Genomic DNA, 16,475 nt, shown 5'->3' with positions numbered 1-16,475 from the left:
CCAGTTCCTGACTATGAACCAGTTCACTCATTTCGATGACCGTGGCCATGCCCGGATGGTGGATGTGGCCGATAAATCCGATACCCGGCGCATTGCGGTAGCGGCCGGGCGCATCGTAATGCAGCCTGCCACGCTGAAAATGATCCTCGACGGTAATGCCAAGAAAGGCGATGTACTGGGTGTCGCGCGCATCGCCGCGATCATGGCATCCAAACGTACCGCTGACCTGATTCCATTGTGCCATCCGCTTGCACTTACCCACGTATCAGTGGAGTTTCTGGTGCAGGAGACGGATTCCGCGATTGAATGCCGGGTGACTGCCGAAACGGTGGGCAAAACCGGCGTGGAGATGGAGGCGCTGACTGCGCTCAGCGTCGGGCTGCTTACTATCTATGACATGTGCAAGGCAGTGGATCGGGGAATGCGGATGGAGACGATCCATCTGCAGGAAAAACAGGGCGGGAAATCAGGTCATTGGCGCTCGAGTTAATGTACCGCCATAAGGGATGCGGATAATTCCTGCGGCAGCGTTACGGCAGGTGCTCCAACTATAATATCATCCAGTGGCAAGGGCTTGGCAATGGCGTAGCCCTGAGCGTTATCCACACCCATATGGGTGAGTTTTTCCAGTATGGCTTCGTTTTCCACAAACTCCGCTATGGTTTTGATGCCCATGATGTGGCCGATGTTATTGATCGTCTCCACCATGGCAAGATCGATTTTGTCGTCGATCATGTTTCTGACAAAGCCGCCGTCAATTTTCAGATAGTCGACGGGAAGTTGCTTGAGATAGCCAAACGAACTGACGCCGCTGCCGAAATCATCCAGCGAGAATCGGAAGCCTACGCTTTTGAGTTCACGGATGAATGCAATGGCTTTGCTGAGATGGGTGATGGCGGCAGTTTCGGTGAGCTCAAAACAGATCACGCGCGCAGGAACCCTGTATTGGGCAGCCATCTCGCAGATGAAACCCACCAGATCTTCATTTGCCCAGGAAGTGCCGGAAAGATTGATGGAGCAGGTATGAAGCAGCTGCTTCGTACCTCCACGGTAAAGCCGCCCGAGTTTGGCGAATGTATTTTGGATGACCCAGCGGTCTATGGCCGGCATCAGGCCGTAGCGTTCGGCGGCCGGGATAAAGGAAGCCGGCGATATGATTTTTCCGTCTTCATCCAGCATGCGCAGCAGGATTTCATAATGAGCGCCCTGTGCGCCGGAAATGATCGGTCGGATAGTCTGGAAATAAAGGCGAAATCGATCCTCATCAATGGCTTTGGTAATGCGCGATACCCATTGCATTTCGCTGCGCCGCAGTGCCACCTCGTGATCATCGGGCTGGTATACGTAAATGCGGTTGCGGCCCCGGTCTTTTGCCGTATAGCAGGCGGAATCCGCAGCGCGCATGATTTCCATCAGACCCCCGCACTTGGCATGCACGCTGACTACGCCGATGCTGACGCCTACCGAGAAAGTTTGTTCCTGCCAATTGAAGCGAAAATCCCTGACTGCCTGCAGCAATTTTCCGACGATGATGTCGGACATGTTCATGCTGCATCCTTCCAGCAGCAGCCCGAATTCATCTCCGCCCAGGCGCGCAAGGATATCCGAGCCCCGCACCTGGGCGCGCAGTTCGGCCGACAGCTGCCGCAACAGCTCATCGCCTGCCGTGTGGCCGCAAGTGTCGTTGACGATCTTGAACTGGTCCAGATCCATATAGCACAAGGTGTGATAGCTGTTTTCCCGCGCCGCATTTTCAAGCACCTGCTGTAAGCGGGTCTCGAATGCGTGCCGATTCAGGAGACCGGTCAGGGCATCGTGGCTGGCCTGGTGGCTGAGCTTGATCGCCATGGCGCGAGCATGGCTGACATCGTGAAACACCAGCACGGCACCTATGATCTGGCCATGGCTGTTGCAGATGGGGGCGGCACTGTCTTCTATAGGGATGATTTTTCCATTGCGCTTGATCAGGCCGGCATGATTGGTGGCGGGGACGATGCGATTTTCCCGGACCGCCTTTTCCGCCGGGTTGTCCAGCAATTCACCGGTATTTTCATTAATGATATTGAAGACTTGAGAAGAAGGCTGTCCGTGTGCAGCAGCGTTGCTCCAGCCGGTCAGCTGCTCGGCGACAGGGTTGAGATATTCGATACAGCCGTTGGCATTGGTGGTAATGACTGCATCCCCGATACTGTGCAGAGTGACCTCGGCGCGCTCTTTTTCATTGGCCAGTGTGTTGAGCGCGCGTTTCAGTGCGCGCACGGGATAGGTGCGGAAAACCATGAAAGTCACCCCGCCCAGCAGCAGGCCGAGCAGTCCTGCCATTGCAGTATCTAGTAGTAGTGGAGACAAGGACCGGATGACTTCAACGCGTCCGACTATGCTGCCGGAATCCAGCAGATCGGCAGAGCGTGATAGATACGGGGGGATGAGTTTTTCCTGACTTTGCGCGATGAGCCTGCCCTTGGTGTCGACAATACGGCGCGACTCGGGCAGGGTGGTTGAAGCTTGATCGGTGAGCAGGCTGACGAGGCGGTGCTCTTCAAATTGCCACAATTCAGGGTTGGCGTTGATCAAATGTGTAATGTTGGCTGCGTTGAATTCCACTTCCGTTTGCATTGATGCGCTCTGGTATTGGTAGCTCAGGCTAAAATACAACAGCGGAAAAGCGAGTGCGATCAAGCCGGCAAAGATGCCCGCCAGCCAGGTCGCATTGGGTACCAGTCTTGAGTCAGGCAGCGTCATGGCATTCGAGGCTTACTTGGCGGGCGCTGCCCATTGGCCATTTTTTGCCAGGATCTGGCGGCCTACGGCGGAACGCACGAAGGCTATAAATGCCTGGGTCAACGGGCTAGGCTTCGGGCTGCTTACCATGAGCAAGGTTTTAAAATAGGGGTATTTCCCTTCTGCCAGCGTATCAAGGCTTGGGGTGACGCCATTCAAAATCAGCGGTTTGAGCGCACGCTGTTCGGAAATGATTTGTGCCAGCGTCGAGGTGCCGATGGCGCCAAGAATTTTTTCCAGCTTGTCTGCGCTGTCCTGGTCGGTGATTGCCCTAATCATGCCTTCCCGCGCCAATGCGATTTGCATCGCCCGGTTCATTTCCGGGGACATGCTTTTGACAATGTCCGTATCCGACTCTTCCGGCGGACGTAGTACCAGCCGCAGTTTTTTCCCGTCAGGCCAGAGCGTGCTGTCACCGCTGTATATCCTGACCAGCTCGTTTGTGGTAATGGCTGCAACACTGTTCCGCGGGGAGACGGCGAATACGAATGGCGTGCGGGCATACTCGCTTGCCAGCACTCCCTGGGCGCGTTCGGCCGGTTTCAGGTCGCGGCTGCTGATCGCCAGATCAATAGAGCCGGCCAGCATAGCTTTGATGCCGCCGCTACTACCCAGGCTGGGCGTGATGACAACCGTGGCCTCAGGATGGATTTTGGTGAACGCCTTGCCGAGGGTTTGCATTGTGGCGATCGCGCAACCGGTTCCACCTATCCTGAGTTTGTTGTCAACAGGCTCGGTCAGACCAGCGCTGGCCGCGCTAGCGAAAATTAACCCAGCCAGGAATAGTGCGATGGCTCTAAAATGCAGCATGTGGGTGGTTCCTTGGTTGGGCAGGTCGTATCGTTGATTATTTAAACCATGTGACCAAATTCAAACTCCGGGTTTGACTTACTTATCGGTATATCCACGAAAATCTTAAATGGCTTCAGGGGGTGCGATGCAGGCGGCTGAGTATGACGCGTGGTACCAGACGCCTCGCGGACGCTGGGTCGGGGAAACCGAATCCGGTCTATTGCGACGTATGCTTGAGCCTCAATCCGGAGAGAGCATGCTGGATGTCGGTTGCGGTACCGGTTATTTCACCCGTCGGTTTGCGCGAGGGAGCCAGTCTGCCGTTACCGGACTGGATCCGAACCGGGACTGGCTGGCGTTTGCAGCACGCCATGCTGTGGGTACGGAAAATTATGTAAACGGCAGTGCGCTTGCACTGCCTTTCGCTGCTGGCGGCTTTGACCTGGTGATGGCGGTCACTGCGTTGTGTTTTATCCCCGATCAGCGCCTTGCACTCGCGGAGATGCTGCGGGTGGCCAGGCGCCGGATTGCGCTGGGCTTGTTGAACCGGCATAGTCTGCTTTATTGGCAAAAAGGTCGCGGCGGCGGACAGGGCGCTTATCACGGCGCACATTGGCATACCGTGGCACAGGTACGCGAACTGTTCGCCGACCAGCCGGTGCGGAATCTGCGTATGGCGTTTTCGATTTTTGCACCGGGAGGCGGCTGGATTGCGCAGCAACTGGAAAGTGTATTGCCTGCCAGTCTGCCGCTGGGTTCGTTTTTCGTAGTGACCGCGGATGTAGTCTGAGCATTGCCAGTAAATTATCAATCACTGTTCGTTTTTGAGCGCCTAATTTTTATATGTCTGTGCCTATTTCTCCTAAAAAGAAGCTTTATGAGCATTTTGCCAAGGTGGCCAAATCCATGGCCAGTCCCAGTCGACTTGAGTTGCTTGAGGCGCTGGCGCAGGGTGAACGCAGTGTAGAAGGGCTGGCGAATGCCACCGGGATACCGGTGGCAAATACTTCACATCACCTGCAAATACTGCGTGACAGCGGCGTGGTGCAATCTCGCAAGGAGGGGTTGCAGGTCATCTATAGTCTCAATGATTCCGAGATTCCCAACATCCTGAGCGGATTGCGTCGTTTAGCTGAACGCCATCTTGCCGAAGTCGAGCGCATAGTCCGGGAGAATTTTGACCGCCTGGATGACTTGAAACCCGTCAAGCGTGAAGAATTGTTGCAACTGGTCAGCAGTGGCGAGGCGGTGGTGGTGGATGTCAGACCGGCAGGAGAATACCAGGCAGGCCATATCGCAGGCGCAATCAGTATCCCTCTGGACAGCCTGTCCAAACATCTGGCCAAGTTGCCGACGAACCAGGAGGTGGTTGCCTATTGTCGGGGGCCTTATTGCATGTTCGCATATGAGGCGGTTTCCCAGCTGCGCAGCCAGGGATATAAGGCACGCCGCCTGGAAGACGGATACCCGGAGTGGAAAGCAGACCTGTTGCCGGTGGAAAAAAACTGAATACTTTTTGATCTTTTCGGGTTTTCCCTCTATGTTTTGGTTGACTTGGGTATATTTTTTGTCCAATATTCAAATATTCGTTTGAATACTAATTTTTGATCAGAAATATTTCACGGAGGAACCCATGTTTTTCAAACAGCTAGCTACTAAAGAGTCTTCACTTTCCTATTTCTTCGGCTGCGGCACCCTTGGTAAAGCCATTGCCGTGGATGTGGTCGCGGGCGACGAGGCATGGTTCATTGAGGAGGCTAAAAAGGCCAATGTCACAATCAGCCACGTGATCGACTCCCATGTTCACGCCGACCATTATTCCGGTGGCAGGAAGCTGGCCGAAATGGTGGGCGCGCACTATTGCCTGCACGAAAGCGATGCTTCGGTGGTGCAATTTCCGTTTCATCCCCTCCACGACGGTGACGTCATCGAGGCCGGGAATGTGGTGGCCAAGGTGCTGCATACCCCCGGCCATACCATGGACAGCATCTGCCTGGCAGTGACCGACAAGCGCCGCGGTGAACAACCCTGGTTCGTGATTACCGGCGATACCCTGTTCGTGGGCAGCGTCGGCCGCCCTGATCTTGCCGGGCGCGAAAAAGCGATGGCCGCCATGTTGTTCGACAGCATTCACGCCAAGCTGCTGACTCTGCCGGACGAGACCGAAATCTTCCCCGGCCACCAGGCAGGCAGCGCCTGCGGCGCGGGCATTTCCGGCAAACCGTCTTCCACCATCGGTTTCGAAAAACGCTTCAATCCTGGGCTGCATATCACCGTCAGGGATGAGTTCGTGAGCTATCTCACCAGCGAAATTCCGCCGCGCCCGGCGGAGATGGACAAAATGGTGGCGGCGAATATCGCGGCCTGATGAGACAGGGATGATTGGATGAGCACTTCGACCTCGCACCAGGCAGGCTATCAGGATTACCGACATGGTATCGGCCACAATCGGGTGCAATTCTTACACCAGTTGTTCCAGGTACTGCTGGTGGGGCTGACGCTGGGCATGATGCGCACCGTGGTACCGGCCCTGGCGGAGTCCGAATTCGGTGTGCCGAAGGGTTCGTTCCTGCTGCTCATGGCGTTTGTGGTGGCGTTCGGTTTCGTTAAGGGTCCGCTTAACTTCGTGGCGGGACGTTTGTCCGAACGCATCGGCCGCAAGCGGGTATTGTTGTTGGGCTGGCTGTCGGCGTTGCCTATCCCGTTCATGATCCTGTATGCCCCGAGCTGGGGCTGGATTGTTGCGGCGACGGTATTGCTGGGTGTCAACCAGGGACTCACCTGGTCCATGACCCAGACATCCAAGCTGGATATCACCCGTGCCGACCAGCGCGGCCTCACCATCGGCTTGAATGAATTTTCCGGCTACGTGGGGGTGGCCATCGCCGGCATCATCACCGGTTATATGGCGGCTGCGTTTGGAGCGCGCCAGGGACTGCTCATCTTTGGCCTGGTGGTGATCGTGCTGGCCATCGCGCTGACCTTGTTCTGGGTCAAAGATACGCTGCCCTGGGCCAAGGCAGAAGGCGCACGCTATGCTGCGGGTCAATCAAAAGGGCCGAAACCGCGCTTTCCCCATAACATTTCCGACACTCCCACCACCTGGGAGGTCTTCACCCTGATGTCCTGGCGCGACAGGCGCATGGCCGTCATCAGCCAGGCCGGACTGGTGGAAAAATTCGTGGATGCGCTGGTCTGGGTGTTCTACCCGCTTTATCTCTATCAGCATGGTTTGAGCCTTCCCAACATTGGCTGGGTGGTGGGCGTGTACGGGTTCGTCTGGGGTGGGTCACAGCTGGTCACCGGCAAACTGTCCGACCACATCGGCCGGCAGAAGCCCATCGTGTGGGGGATGTGGATTTGCGGTGCGGGCGTGGGCATGATGCTCATGGGTGAGGGGATTTTCTGGTGGTCATTCTCGGCAGCCGTGACGGGTTTCGGTATGGCTTTGCTCTACCCAAACTTGAGTGCCGCAGTGGCAGATATTGCGCATCCCAACTGGCGTGGTTCAGCCATCGGCATTTACCGCTTCTGGCGCGACCTCGGCTACGGCATCGGCGCGTTGGCGCTGGGACTGGTGGCGAACCTGAGCGGTGCCATCAACTCCGGATTCTGGTTCGTGACCATCGCCATGCTGGTTTCGGGTTTGATCGTATGGGTGTGGGGTGAGGAAACCCATCCGCGCCTGAATCCGGCTGAGTAGGAAGATAGAATATGGCAAAGTCGTTAATTGTTTTACATGCTTCGCCGGAAGCCACAGACAACCGGGCGCTAACCGCAGTACGGCTAGCGGGTGCGCTTATGGCGGACGATAAGGATGTGGTTTTGTTTCTGGTAGAAGAAGGCGCCAGGCTGGCTGACCCGAAGCTCGCCGAGGACAACCCCTGCCGTAATTTGTTTTACGAAATGATGGATGTGGGAATGCAGGTCTTTGTATGTGGCTCCACGATGCGTAAGATGGGCTGGGGAGAAGCTTACCTTTTGCCCGGCGTGTCAAAAGGCTCCATGAAAGCGCTGAGCGCACAAATGACTCAGGCCCATGAAGTTATCACGTTTTGAACCATCGTTATTTCCTTACACAAAAGGAAATCTGTGCGGATAACTCGAAAAGTTAAATTTTGGCATGCTTATTGGTGGGCTTTCATGGATTGCGGTGCCGCCCCCTCACTCCGAGCCCTGAGCGCGGCTGTTCTGGCCACATTATTTGTCATGAATACGGTGGCAAGTGCGGCCGGTACACGCCACGTGGTTAACCCAAAAAACATGGTTGAAACGTGGGAAAGCAAGGATCATGGAGTGTTTCTGAGCCTGACTCAGATCAGCCCGGACCAGGCACGCGCCTTTTTTCTTGCGCGTGGTTTTGATCGAAAATCCGTCGATGAATATGCTTCGACCTGCGTTTTCCAGACAATCTTTCGCAATGACTCTGTTCCTGCGGCTGTGTCCACCGCGCTAGACAATTGGCGTATCTCCACCCCAAAAGGTGAGCAAGGTCTCAAACTCGAGGCAGATTGGGAGCGTCAATGGGAAGCCAACCAAGTACCCGAATCCGCACGTATCGCCTTTCGCTGGTCGCAGTTTCCCATGAAGCAGAGTTTCGAGCCGGGAGATTGGAACCAGGGCATGACCACATACAGGCTGCCGATGGGAAGCAAGTTCGATCTGAAGTTTCGATGGACAAGCAAAGGGGTGTTGCATGAAAGCATACTTGCCGGTGTTCGGTGTGCCACGGACAGGGATTCTCGCTAGGTTATTGGTGAGCGGGCTAATCTGCCTTACCCTGTGCATAAATGAGGCCGTTGCAGAACAGTCCCAAACCCTGGCGCAAGTGGCGGGAACACCCTTGGCGAAGAATTTCTCTCTGCTCGATATAGATGGGAAATCGCACCGGTTATCTGATCTACGAGGCAAGGTGGTGTTAGTCAATTTCTGGGCTACTTGGTGTCCCCCATGCAGGCAGGAATTGCCCTCCCTAGAGCGGCTTTGGCTATTGCTTGGAAAAGAAAACTTTGGCGTGCTGGCGGTGAACGTGGGGGAAGATTCTGATGCCGTTTTCAGCTTTACCGGAACCTTGGATACCATGCCCACGTTTCCCATTGTGCTTGACCGCGATTCTGCGGTTCTCAAGTCCTGGTCAGTAATGGGCATACCCACCACGTTTATTGTCAACAAGGAGGGGCGGATCGTATATCGTGCAATTGGCGGAAGACGTTTCGACGACCCCCGCTTGATCAAGCAGATCAAGGCACTTATCAAGGCGGATAAGTGATTGCCGTGGAGAACGCCGATGTGCGAGCTTTTTGGACTGAATAGCAGTCGGCCAATTGAAGCTGCTTCTTGCCTGCGTGATTTCCGTGCTCGTGGTGGTGGCGCCGGGGACAACCCGGATGGTTGGGGCCTTTCGTATAAGGAAGGCGCCAACTTTCGGCTCGTCAAAGAACCTCTGCCAGCCGTTCGAAGCGAACTGTTCGCGCGCATGGGCGAAACACTACGCTCCGACCTGATTCTCGCGCACGTGCGCAAGGCGAAATACCCGCTGGTTAACACGTTCGCGAACACGCATCCGTTCAAGCAGGTGTGCTGTGGGAAGGTATGGATGTTTGCCCACAATGGCCTGATCCCGGAAATTGTAGCGGTGGAGCAAGCCAATAAAAAAGCGGTATGCCATCCCGATGGGCAGACGGATTCCGAATATGCCTTCTGCTACTTGCTTGGACATATTGCGCGGCAGTCGCACGTCACGCTGCAATTGACGGGCGAGCTTTGGCTTGAAACCGTCGCGCGCGTGGCCGAAGCGGTTGCCTCCTATGGCCAGTTCAATTTCCTGATCTCGGATGGCGAATACCTCGTCGCCTATGCCCATGATCGGCTTTACTATCTGGAGCGCCACGACCAAAACCTGGGAATGGGTGCGTTAGAAGTGGCGCTCATCGCGACAGAACCCCTCCCATCATGCGCGCCATGGCTGCCATTTGAGCCTGGAGAGTTGAGGATATACCGCCACGGACGATTGGTCGGGGATATGAAGACCTATCCGCCACTTCCGCCAAAAAAAGCCGCGGCCTTCCAATAACTCCGTTCCGTTGAAGGATCGTCGATTTGCTCCAAAACAGCGGACCATTCCGCAGGTGCACGATGTCTGCCGTGCAGTGACCATCAGTAAACCCCGCATTTTCCGCAAACAGTCGACCTTTTGCCACTCACCGGCCAAGCAGTTCCGGCGCTCCGCCATCTGCCACCAATACCCATTACTGAAGATATACAACGTAGCGACTGGGCCCTGCATTAGCGCCTGGATATTCTCGCCAGTTATTTCTTGTCTTCTCTGATGTATGAGAGGATATTATCAAATGTTCGTTTGAATAGTTGAATATATCGTACTTTGTAAAACATGGGCCACGATAACTCCCATCTCCATTTTTGAAACGAGATCATCATGACATTACTGGTCATTCTAGCCGGGATATCCACCGGCATCCTGTTGGGGCTGCTGGGTAGCGGGGGATCAATCGTTACGATTCCTGCACTCGTATACTTATTGGGGGTCCATCCTAAATCAGCCATCGCACTCAGCCTCGGGATTGTGTCCATCACCGCCACCATTTCCGCCATCAACCATTTTCGAGCCGGCAATGTCAATCTGAAAGTGGCGGCCATTTTTGGGCTCTGCGGCATGCTGGGGACGTATGCGGGAACAAAGCTCGGCATACTCATGCCAGTGGTGCTGCAGTTGGGGCTGTTTGCGCTCGTGATGTATGCGGCAGCGTACAGGATGCTGAAGCCAAAGCGCCGGTTCGCCGCCGTCGGGTCAGACGTGGTGCGCAGCGCCCCTGAAATAGCGCTGCATGCCGAGGGCTTGCCCGCGCATCTAGGATACGTGGCATTACTCGGGTTGGCGGTTGGGTTGCTCACCGGGATGGTGGGGGTGGGTGGGGGGTTTCTAATTATTCCCGCGCTGGTTTTACTTTCCGGCATTCCCATGAAACAGGCTGTCGGGACCTCGCTTGCCATTGTGGCGGTGAACTCCGGTACCGGCTTTACGGGCTATCTCGGTGTGGTGCCCGTGGACTACGCGCTAATGGGCACATTCACCGCTGTTGCCATCGCTGGCAGCTTTGTGGGTGCCAAGATTTCACACCATATTTCGCCGGATAACCTTAAGCGTGGCTTTGGGATCTTTCTGGTGATCGTCGCTACCTACATCCTGATCAAAAGCGTAATCTTTTAAGGGAAATGGCAGTTGCACCTTCGTAGCTCAAGGAGGCAGTCATGAAGCTCGGCATAATAGTGTATTCAAACGACAGCGAAACAGTGTGGAATGCGTTCCGGCTGGGCGTGTTTGCCTTGAAGGAGGGGGATGTGGTTGCGGCTTTTTTGTTGGCCCAGGGCGTGGAATGCCGCAGCCTGGACAACGAAAAATTCAAGGTAACGGAAGCCATGGATCAGTTCATTGCGGCGGGCGGCAGGATACAGGCATGTGGCACCTGTCTGAAGCTGCGGGATAGCACGGATACCGGCGTTTGCGAGATTTCCACCATGCAGGACCTGTATCGGATTGCACGCGACAGCGACAAGGTGCTGACTTTCTAGCGCGACGGGTTGCAGAGAAATGAATGCCCATTCGCGAGCAGCCTGGAATTGCGGCTTGTGTCGTGCAGTAGGCAAAATTCTTCCAAGCCCCCGATCTGCTCGCGACTGCGGGTATTCCAGCTTCGCAGCGAAATTCAGGAACACCGCCCGGCTCCCAGCGGGCCGGTTTTCTCTCATAGACATCTGCCTCCTAGGTGAAACCTTTTCATCAGGTTTCAGACGGCCTGAAAATCTCCAGCCACATCACTCTCTAAGGAAAAGTACCTAGCCGGGTACATGATCTGTCCACTAGCGGCATGGTCTTCGTGCGCTTACTCTACAAGTGCATTCTCGAAGAGGAGTCCGAACATGTCCGACGATACGCTTTTCCAATCCCGCCGCGCCTTTCTGCGGGCGCTACCGGTGATTACTGCAGGCGCGGCGCTGCCCTTGAACAGCGCAAGTGCCGCCGAAGGCAAACACCATTGGGCGATGCTGGTGGATGTGCGCAAGTGCATCGGCTGCCAGGCCTGCACTGTCAGTTGCATCATGGAAAACGCGGTGCCGGTGAACAGCTTCCGCACCATCGTCTCCACTTACGCCGTGACGCAGGAGGTGGACGGCCATACCCAGGTCGGCACCTACGTGCTGCCGCGCCTGTGTAACCATTGCGACACTCCGCCCTGCGTGCCGGTCTGCCCGGTGGGCGCCACCTTCAAGCGTGACGACGGTATCGTAGTGGTGGACGGCGACCGCTGCGTGGGCTGCGCCTACTGCGTCCAGGCCTGCCCCTACGACGCGCGCTTCATCAACCACGATACGAACAAGGCCGACAAGTGCACCTTCTGTGCGCACCGGGTCGACGCTGGTCTGCTACCCGCCTGCGTCGAAACCTGTGTCGGCGGCGCGCGCATCTTCGGCGACCTGAACGATCCCAAAGGTGAGCTGCGACGCAGGCTGGACGCCGCCAAACGCACGGAACCCAACGCGGTCAAGGTGCTCAAGCCGGAATCCGGCACCCACCCCAACGTTTTTTACATCGGCCTCGATCCCCGTTTCCAGGGGCGTGTCGAGGGCCAGGCCGCCCTGTGGCGGCCGAGTGAGCACGGAGGTTGATCATGAGCACATCCATTGTCGAAGTCGTCAACGTGGCCCGCGAAGTGTCGTGGCTGCCTTGGGCGGTCCAGTATTTTTTCCTGATTGGCCTGTCCGTGGGCTGTTTTCTGCTGACTGTGCCCTGGTTCGTGCTGCGACGGCCCGCCTGGGAGCGGGCGAGCCGTCTGGCCTTGCTGGGCGCGCTGGCCTGCGGCTTGACCGCACCCGTGGCCCTGCTCGCGGACCTGCACCAGCCCGGCCGCTTCCTCAATTTCTACCTGCACCCCAATTTCGGTTCCTGGATGGCCTGGGGCGCCTTCTTCATCCCACTCTACCTGGGCGGGCTGACGCTCTATACCTGGCTGATACTGCGTCCGGATCTGAAGCGTCTGGCCGATGCCGGCGGACGCTGGGCGGGCGTCTACCGGGCGTTTGCCTACGGTGGCCATGACAGCCTGGGTGCGATCCGCATCGCCGCCGTGCTTGCCTTGACCGGCGCTGCGCTGGTGGCACTCTATACCGGCATGGAAGTGATGGTGGTGCGCGCCCGGCCCCTCTGGGATACGCCGCTTCTGCCGGTGCAGTTCTTCATCACCGCAGTGGCTGGCGCCATCGGTCTGGTGCTGGTGCTGGACCGCGTCATCGGCGACGGCCGCGCAGCACATGGAGCCCACCTGTTGCGCCTGCTGGCGGCGACCCAGGTACTGGTATTGGCTGTTGGCGCCGCATGGCTGCTGCTGGGCGTAACCGGACTGTCCCCGACTCACGCCAACGCGCTGGCGCAAGTGGCGCCCTCGAGCGCATGGCAGATCACCGCCGTGTGGGCCGCCGGTAGCGCCATGGTCACGCTCTGGCTTGCCGTCCGGCACCCAGCCTGGCGTCTGGCGGCTGGTCTGATCGCCCTGCACAGTGCCTGGATGATGCGCTGGACGGTGTTCATCGGCGGCCAGGAAATCCCCAAAACCGGCGCCGGTTATTACCACGATTACCATCTGCCCCTCGGCCAGGACGGCATGCTCGGCATCCTCGGCACTGCCGGGTTGTGGATCGCTGTTCTGATCATCCTTATCTCAGTTCTGCCCTGGGCCGGCCAACGCCGCGCCCAAGCTTAAGGAGCACGCCATGACTACCAACAATCGTCGCAAGGTTCTTATCGCCGGTGGCCTGGTCGCCTTCGGCGCCGGCTTCAGCGCCACCGCCAAGCGCATGCTCAGCCCCTTGCTTGACCACAATCAGCCGAAGAGCCAATTCTACGGCGCCTCCCTCGAACCGGAGTTCAAAATCGATCCGGAAACCGGGACACTGAAGCTGAACTTGGCTCAGCAGGTGAGCTATACCGCTTGTCTCGGCTGCACCACCATGTGTGGCGTACGGGTACGCATCGACCGCGCCAGCGGCAAGGTGCTGCGCGTCGCCGGCAACCCTTACAGCCCGTTGTCCACCGTGCCGCACATGCCAATGAAGGCGTCGATCCGGGACAGCTTCGTCGCCCTTTCCCGTTTCCAGGACAAAGGTCTGGCGGGACGTTCAACTGCATGCGGCCGCGGCAATGCGGTACTGGAGCAGATGGACTCGCCGTTCCGGGTGTTGCGCCCGCTGAAGCGGGTCGGCCCGCGCAATTCGGGACAGTGGAAACCGATTCCATTCGAACAACTGGTGCGGGAATTGACCGAAGGCGGCAACCTGTTCGGAGAAGGGCAGGTCGCAGGTCTGAAAACCCTGCGCGACCTGACCACCCCGATCGACCCGCAGCGCCCGGAACTGGGGCCGAAAGTCAACCAGGTGGCCCTCTTCACCAACTTCAACGACGGCCGCCTGGCCTTCGGCAAGCGTTTCATGCAGCAGGCCTACGGCTCGCTGAATGTTGTCGGGCACGGCTCCTATTGCGGCGGCGCCTACCGCTCCGGCTCCGGCGCGCTGTTCGGTGACATGAAAAAAATGCCCCACGGCAAGCCGGATTTCGCCAATACGGAATTCGCACTTTTCATCGGTACCGCCCCCGGCCAGGCGGGTAATCCTTTCAAACTGCAGGGGGCAATGGTGGCCAAGGGCCGCACCGAGGGCAAGCTGAACTACGTGGTGGTGGATCCGGTGTTGACCAACGCCAGCAACCTTGCCGCCGGCGACCGCGCGCGCTGGATTCCGATCAAACCCGGTACCGACGGCGCATTGGTGATGGGTATGATGCGCTGGCTGTTCGAGAACCAGCGCTACGACGCGAAACACCTTTCCCACCCCAACCCTGCGGTGGCGCAGGCGGCCGGCGAGCCGTCCTGGAGCAACGCCACCCATCTGGTCATCGCCGAACCTGGCCATCCGCGCCAGGGGCGCTTCCTGCGTGGTTCCGATCTGGGGCTGGCGCTGACCGAGGAGGCTCGCTACAAGGAAGGTGACCCATTCGTGGTGCTCGACGCCGAGGGTCACCCGGTGTTTCACGACAAGGCCGCCGGCTCGGCGCAACTGTTGGTGGATAGTACGGTCGAGGCCGGTGGCAAACCGCTCAAGGTCAAATCCTCGCTGCAATTGCTGCGCGAGCAGGTTTTCGCCCACAGCCTGGACGAATACGCTGCTGCCTGCGGCGTCCCGGCACCCACCATCACCGGTCTGGCCAGGGAATTCTCCAGCCACGGCAAGCGCGCGGCGGCGATCGCCCACGGCGGCATGATGGCCGGTAACGGTTTCTACAACGCATACGGCGTGGTAACCCTGAACGCCCTGATCGGCAACCTGAACTGGAAGGGCGGGCTGGTGATGAACGGCGGCGGCTTCAAGGATGATGGTGCCGACCCACGCTACAACCTGGCAGATTTCCCCGGCATGATCAAGCCCTCCGGTGTCCCTTTGGGGCGCAACGTGCCATACGAGAAAACCGCCGAGTTCGCCGCGAAAAAGGCGGCAGGCAAGGCCTATCCGGCCCAGGCACCGTGGTTTCCGAACGCGCCGGCCCTGGCCACCGAGTGGCTGACCGGTGCCGCCAACGGATACCCGTATGGCATCAAGGCGCTGTTCCTGTGGAGCGCCAACCCGGTCTACGGAATCCCTGGCCTGCGCGCGCAGGTGGAAAAGGATCTGGCGGATCCGAAAAAAATCCCCCTGATTGTTTCCATCGATCCGCTGATCAACGAGAGCAACGCCTTCGCCGATTACATCGTGCCCGACGCGCTGCTGTACGAGAGCTGGGGCTGGGGCTCGGCTTGGGGCGCGGTGCCGACCAAGGCCAGCACCGCGCGCTGGCCGGTGGTGGAGCCGAAGGCGGACAAGCTGGCAGACGGCCAGGCGATCGGCGTGGAAACCTTTTTCATCGCCCTGGCCAAGGCCATGGCGCTGCCCGGCTTCGGGCCCGGCGCGATCGCCGACATGGACGGCAACACCTATCCGCTGGAGCGGCCGGAAGACTGGTATCTGCGGGGTGGCGCGAACATCGCCTGGCTCGGCAAGGAACCGGTGGCGGACGCCAGCGACGAGGATATCCTGCTGTCCGGCGTCGAGCGTCTGCGGCCGCAGCTGGAACGCACCCTGAAGCCGGAGGAAGTGCGCAAGGTGGCCTTCATCCTGGCCCGCGGCGGGCGCTATCAGCCTGCCAAGGAAACCTATGATGAGGACAATCCGGAATGGATGACCCACCGCTACGACAAGGGCCTGCAGATCTACAACGAAAACCTGGGCGCGACAAAAAACAGCATCACCGGCAAACGCTTCACCGGCTGCGCCACCTGGACCGAACCGGTGTTCGCCGACGGCACGCCGATGCGCAAGCTTTATCCGGAAGCCGAGTGGCCGCTGCAACTGGTCAGCTTCAAGTCGGCGCTGCAGAATTCCTATTCCATCGCCGCCTCGCGGCTGCGCGGCATCCACCCGGAAAATCCGGTACTGATGCACCCGGCGGACGCAGCCCGCTTCGGGCTGGAAAGCGGCGACGCCGCGGTGATCCGCACCCCCGGTGGCAGCGTGCGCGGCCGGGTGATCGTGCATGCCGGCGTAATGCCCGGCGTACTGGCGATCGAGCACGGCTTCGGCCACAAGGAACTGGGCGCCCGCGCGCACCGCATCGGTGGTGCGCGCCAGCCCGACGAGCCGGCTATCGGGGCAGGAGTCAATCTCAACGACCTGGGACTGGCGGATCCTACCCGCCAGGGCAAGTCAGTGTGGGTGGACCCGGTGTCGGGGACCTCGGTGCGCAATGGCTTGCCGGCCACCGTCGCGCGCGCTTAGGAGGCTGCCGTGGGGCTTGTAGCAGG

16 protein-coding genes are annotated in these 16,475 nt (G+C 58.3%); 14 read left to right on the top strand and 2 right to left on the bottom strand.

All coding sequences use genetic code 11. The features are described 5' to 3' along the window. Nucleotides 1-13: 13 nt before the first annotated feature. Nucleotides 14-490, top strand: a complete 477-nt coding sequence (gene moaC / locus ACFDAU_RS13490) for a cyclic pyranopterin monophosphate synthase MoaC (protein WP_413439549.1) — start codon at nucleotides 14-16, stop codon at nucleotides 488-490. On the opposite strand, the gene ACFDAU_RS13485 is transcribed toward moaC, so the two are convergent. Both ACFDAU_RS13485 and ACFDAU_RS13480 read right to left on the bottom strand, forming a co-directional pair. After that, on the bottom strand, nucleotides 487-2,742 hold the full coding sequence (locus ACFDAU_RS13485; protein WP_413437412.1) for an EAL domain-containing protein: 2,256 nt from the start codon (nucleotides 2,740-2,742) through the stop codon (nucleotides 487-489). The two genes, moaC and ACFDAU_RS13485, sit on opposite strands and share 4 nt — an antisense overlap. Nucleotides 2,743-2,754: 12 nt before the next feature. Beyond that, the gene (locus tag ACFDAU_RS13480; RefSeq protein ID WP_413437411.1) at nucleotides 2,755-3,591 is read right to left on the bottom strand and encodes a substrate-binding domain-containing protein; all 837 of its coding nucleotides are present in this window, start codon (nucleotides 3,589-3,591) and stop codon (nucleotides 2,755-2,757) included. Between the two features lie 109 nt (nucleotides 3,592-3,700). Here ACFDAU_RS13480 and ACFDAU_RS13475 point away from each other — a divergent pair, with 109 nt between their 5' ends. The 13 genes from ACFDAU_RS13475 to ACFDAU_RS13415 all read left to right on the top strand — a co-directional run bounded on the left by ACFDAU_RS13475 (nucleotide 3,701) and on the right by ACFDAU_RS13415 (nucleotide 16,449). After that, nucleotides 3,701-4,363, top strand: a complete 663-nt coding sequence (locus ACFDAU_RS13475; protein ID WP_413437410.1) for a class I SAM-dependent methyltransferase — start codon at nucleotides 3,701-3,703, stop codon at nucleotides 4,361-4,363. Nucleotides 4,364-4,416: 53 nt separating this feature from the next. Next, a complete protein-coding gene (locus ACFDAU_RS13470; protein ID WP_124704880.1) occupies nucleotides 4,417-5,082 on the top strand; it encodes an ArsR/SmtB family transcription factor in 666 nt (221 codons plus the stop codon). 124 nt (nucleotides 5,083-5,206) lie between these two features. Beyond that, the gene (locus ACFDAU_RS13465; RefSeq protein ID WP_413437409.1) at nucleotides 5,207-5,941 is read left to right on the top strand and encodes an MBL fold metallo-hydrolase; all 735 of its coding nucleotides are present in this window, start codon (nucleotides 5,207-5,209) and stop codon (nucleotides 5,939-5,941) included. A gap of 18 nt (nucleotides 5,942-5,959) precedes the next feature. After that, the gene (locus tag ACFDAU_RS13460) at nucleotides 5,960-7,276 is read left to right on the top strand and encodes an MFS transporter (protein WP_413437408.1); all 1,317 of its coding nucleotides are present in this window, start codon (nucleotides 5,960-5,962) and stop codon (nucleotides 7,274-7,276) included. A gap of 11 nt (nucleotides 7,277-7,287) precedes the next feature. Further along, the gene (locus ACFDAU_RS13455; protein ID WP_413437407.1) at nucleotides 7,288-7,632 is read left to right on the top strand and encodes a DsrE family protein; all 345 of its coding nucleotides are present in this window, start codon (nucleotides 7,288-7,290) and stop codon (nucleotides 7,630-7,632) included. Nucleotides 7,633-7,782: 150 nt separating this feature from the next. Further along, entirely contained in the window at nucleotides 7,783-8,322 is a 540-nt protein-coding gene (locus ACFDAU_RS13450; protein WP_413437406.1) for a hypothetical protein, read from the top strand. Then, nucleotides 8,270-8,842: a TlpA disulfide reductase family protein gene (locus ACFDAU_RS13445; protein ID WP_413437405.1), complete on the top strand. Its 573-nt coding sequence runs from the start codon at nucleotides 8,270-8,272 to the stop codon at nucleotides 8,840-8,842. The genes ACFDAU_RS13450 and ACFDAU_RS13445 overlap by 53 nt, the downstream gene beginning before the upstream one ends. Before the next feature lie 18 nt (nucleotides 8,843-8,860). Continuing rightward, nucleotides 8,861-9,646, top strand: a complete 786-nt coding sequence (locus ACFDAU_RS13440; protein ID WP_413437404.1) for a class II glutamine amidotransferase — start codon at nucleotides 8,861-8,863, stop codon at nucleotides 9,644-9,646. A 363-nt stretch (nucleotides 9,647-10,009) separates the two neighbouring features. Further along, complete coding sequence (locus tag ACFDAU_RS13435) at nucleotides 10,010-10,801, top strand: sulfite exporter TauE/SafE family protein (protein WP_413437403.1); 792 nt, start codon at nucleotides 10,010-10,012, stop codon at nucleotides 10,799-10,801. A gap of 41 nt (nucleotides 10,802-10,842) precedes the next feature. Continuing rightward, on the top strand, nucleotides 10,843-11,163 hold the full coding sequence (locus ACFDAU_RS13430) for a DsrE family protein (protein WP_413437402.1): 321 nt from the start codon (nucleotides 10,843-10,845) through the stop codon (nucleotides 11,161-11,163). Nucleotides 11,164-11,439: 276 nt separating this feature from the next. Further along, on the top strand, nucleotides 11,440-12,258 hold the full coding sequence (gene dsrO, locus ACFDAU_RS13425; protein ID WP_413437401.1) for a sulfate reduction electron transfer complex DsrMKJOP subunit DsrO: 819 nt from the start codon (nucleotides 11,440-11,442) through the stop codon (nucleotides 12,256-12,258). Nucleotides 12,259-12,260: 2 nt separating this feature from the next. Continuing rightward, on the top strand, nucleotides 12,261-13,349 hold the full coding sequence (gene nrfD, locus ACFDAU_RS13420) for an NrfD/PsrC family molybdoenzyme membrane anchor subunit (protein ID WP_413437400.1): 1,089 nt from the start codon (nucleotides 12,261-12,263) through the stop codon (nucleotides 13,347-13,349). A 10-nt stretch (nucleotides 13,350-13,359) separates the two neighbouring features. Continuing rightward, nucleotides 13,360-16,449 (top strand): tetrathionate reductase subunit A, encoded by a 3,090-nt coding sequence (locus ACFDAU_RS13415; RefSeq protein WP_413437399.1) that lies wholly within the window; start codon nucleotides 13,360-13,362, stop codon nucleotides 16,447-16,449. The last annotated feature ends 26 nt before the right edge of the window (nucleotides 16,450-16,475 follow it).

This window comes from Sulfuriferula sp. GW1 (genome assembly GCF_047300855.1).
In the GTDB taxonomy this organism is placed as follows: Bacteria; Pseudomonadota; Gammaproteobacteria; order Burkholderiales; family Sulfuriferulaceae; genus Sulfuriferula.
This window is presented reverse-complemented; position numbering and strand designations above follow the sequence as displayed.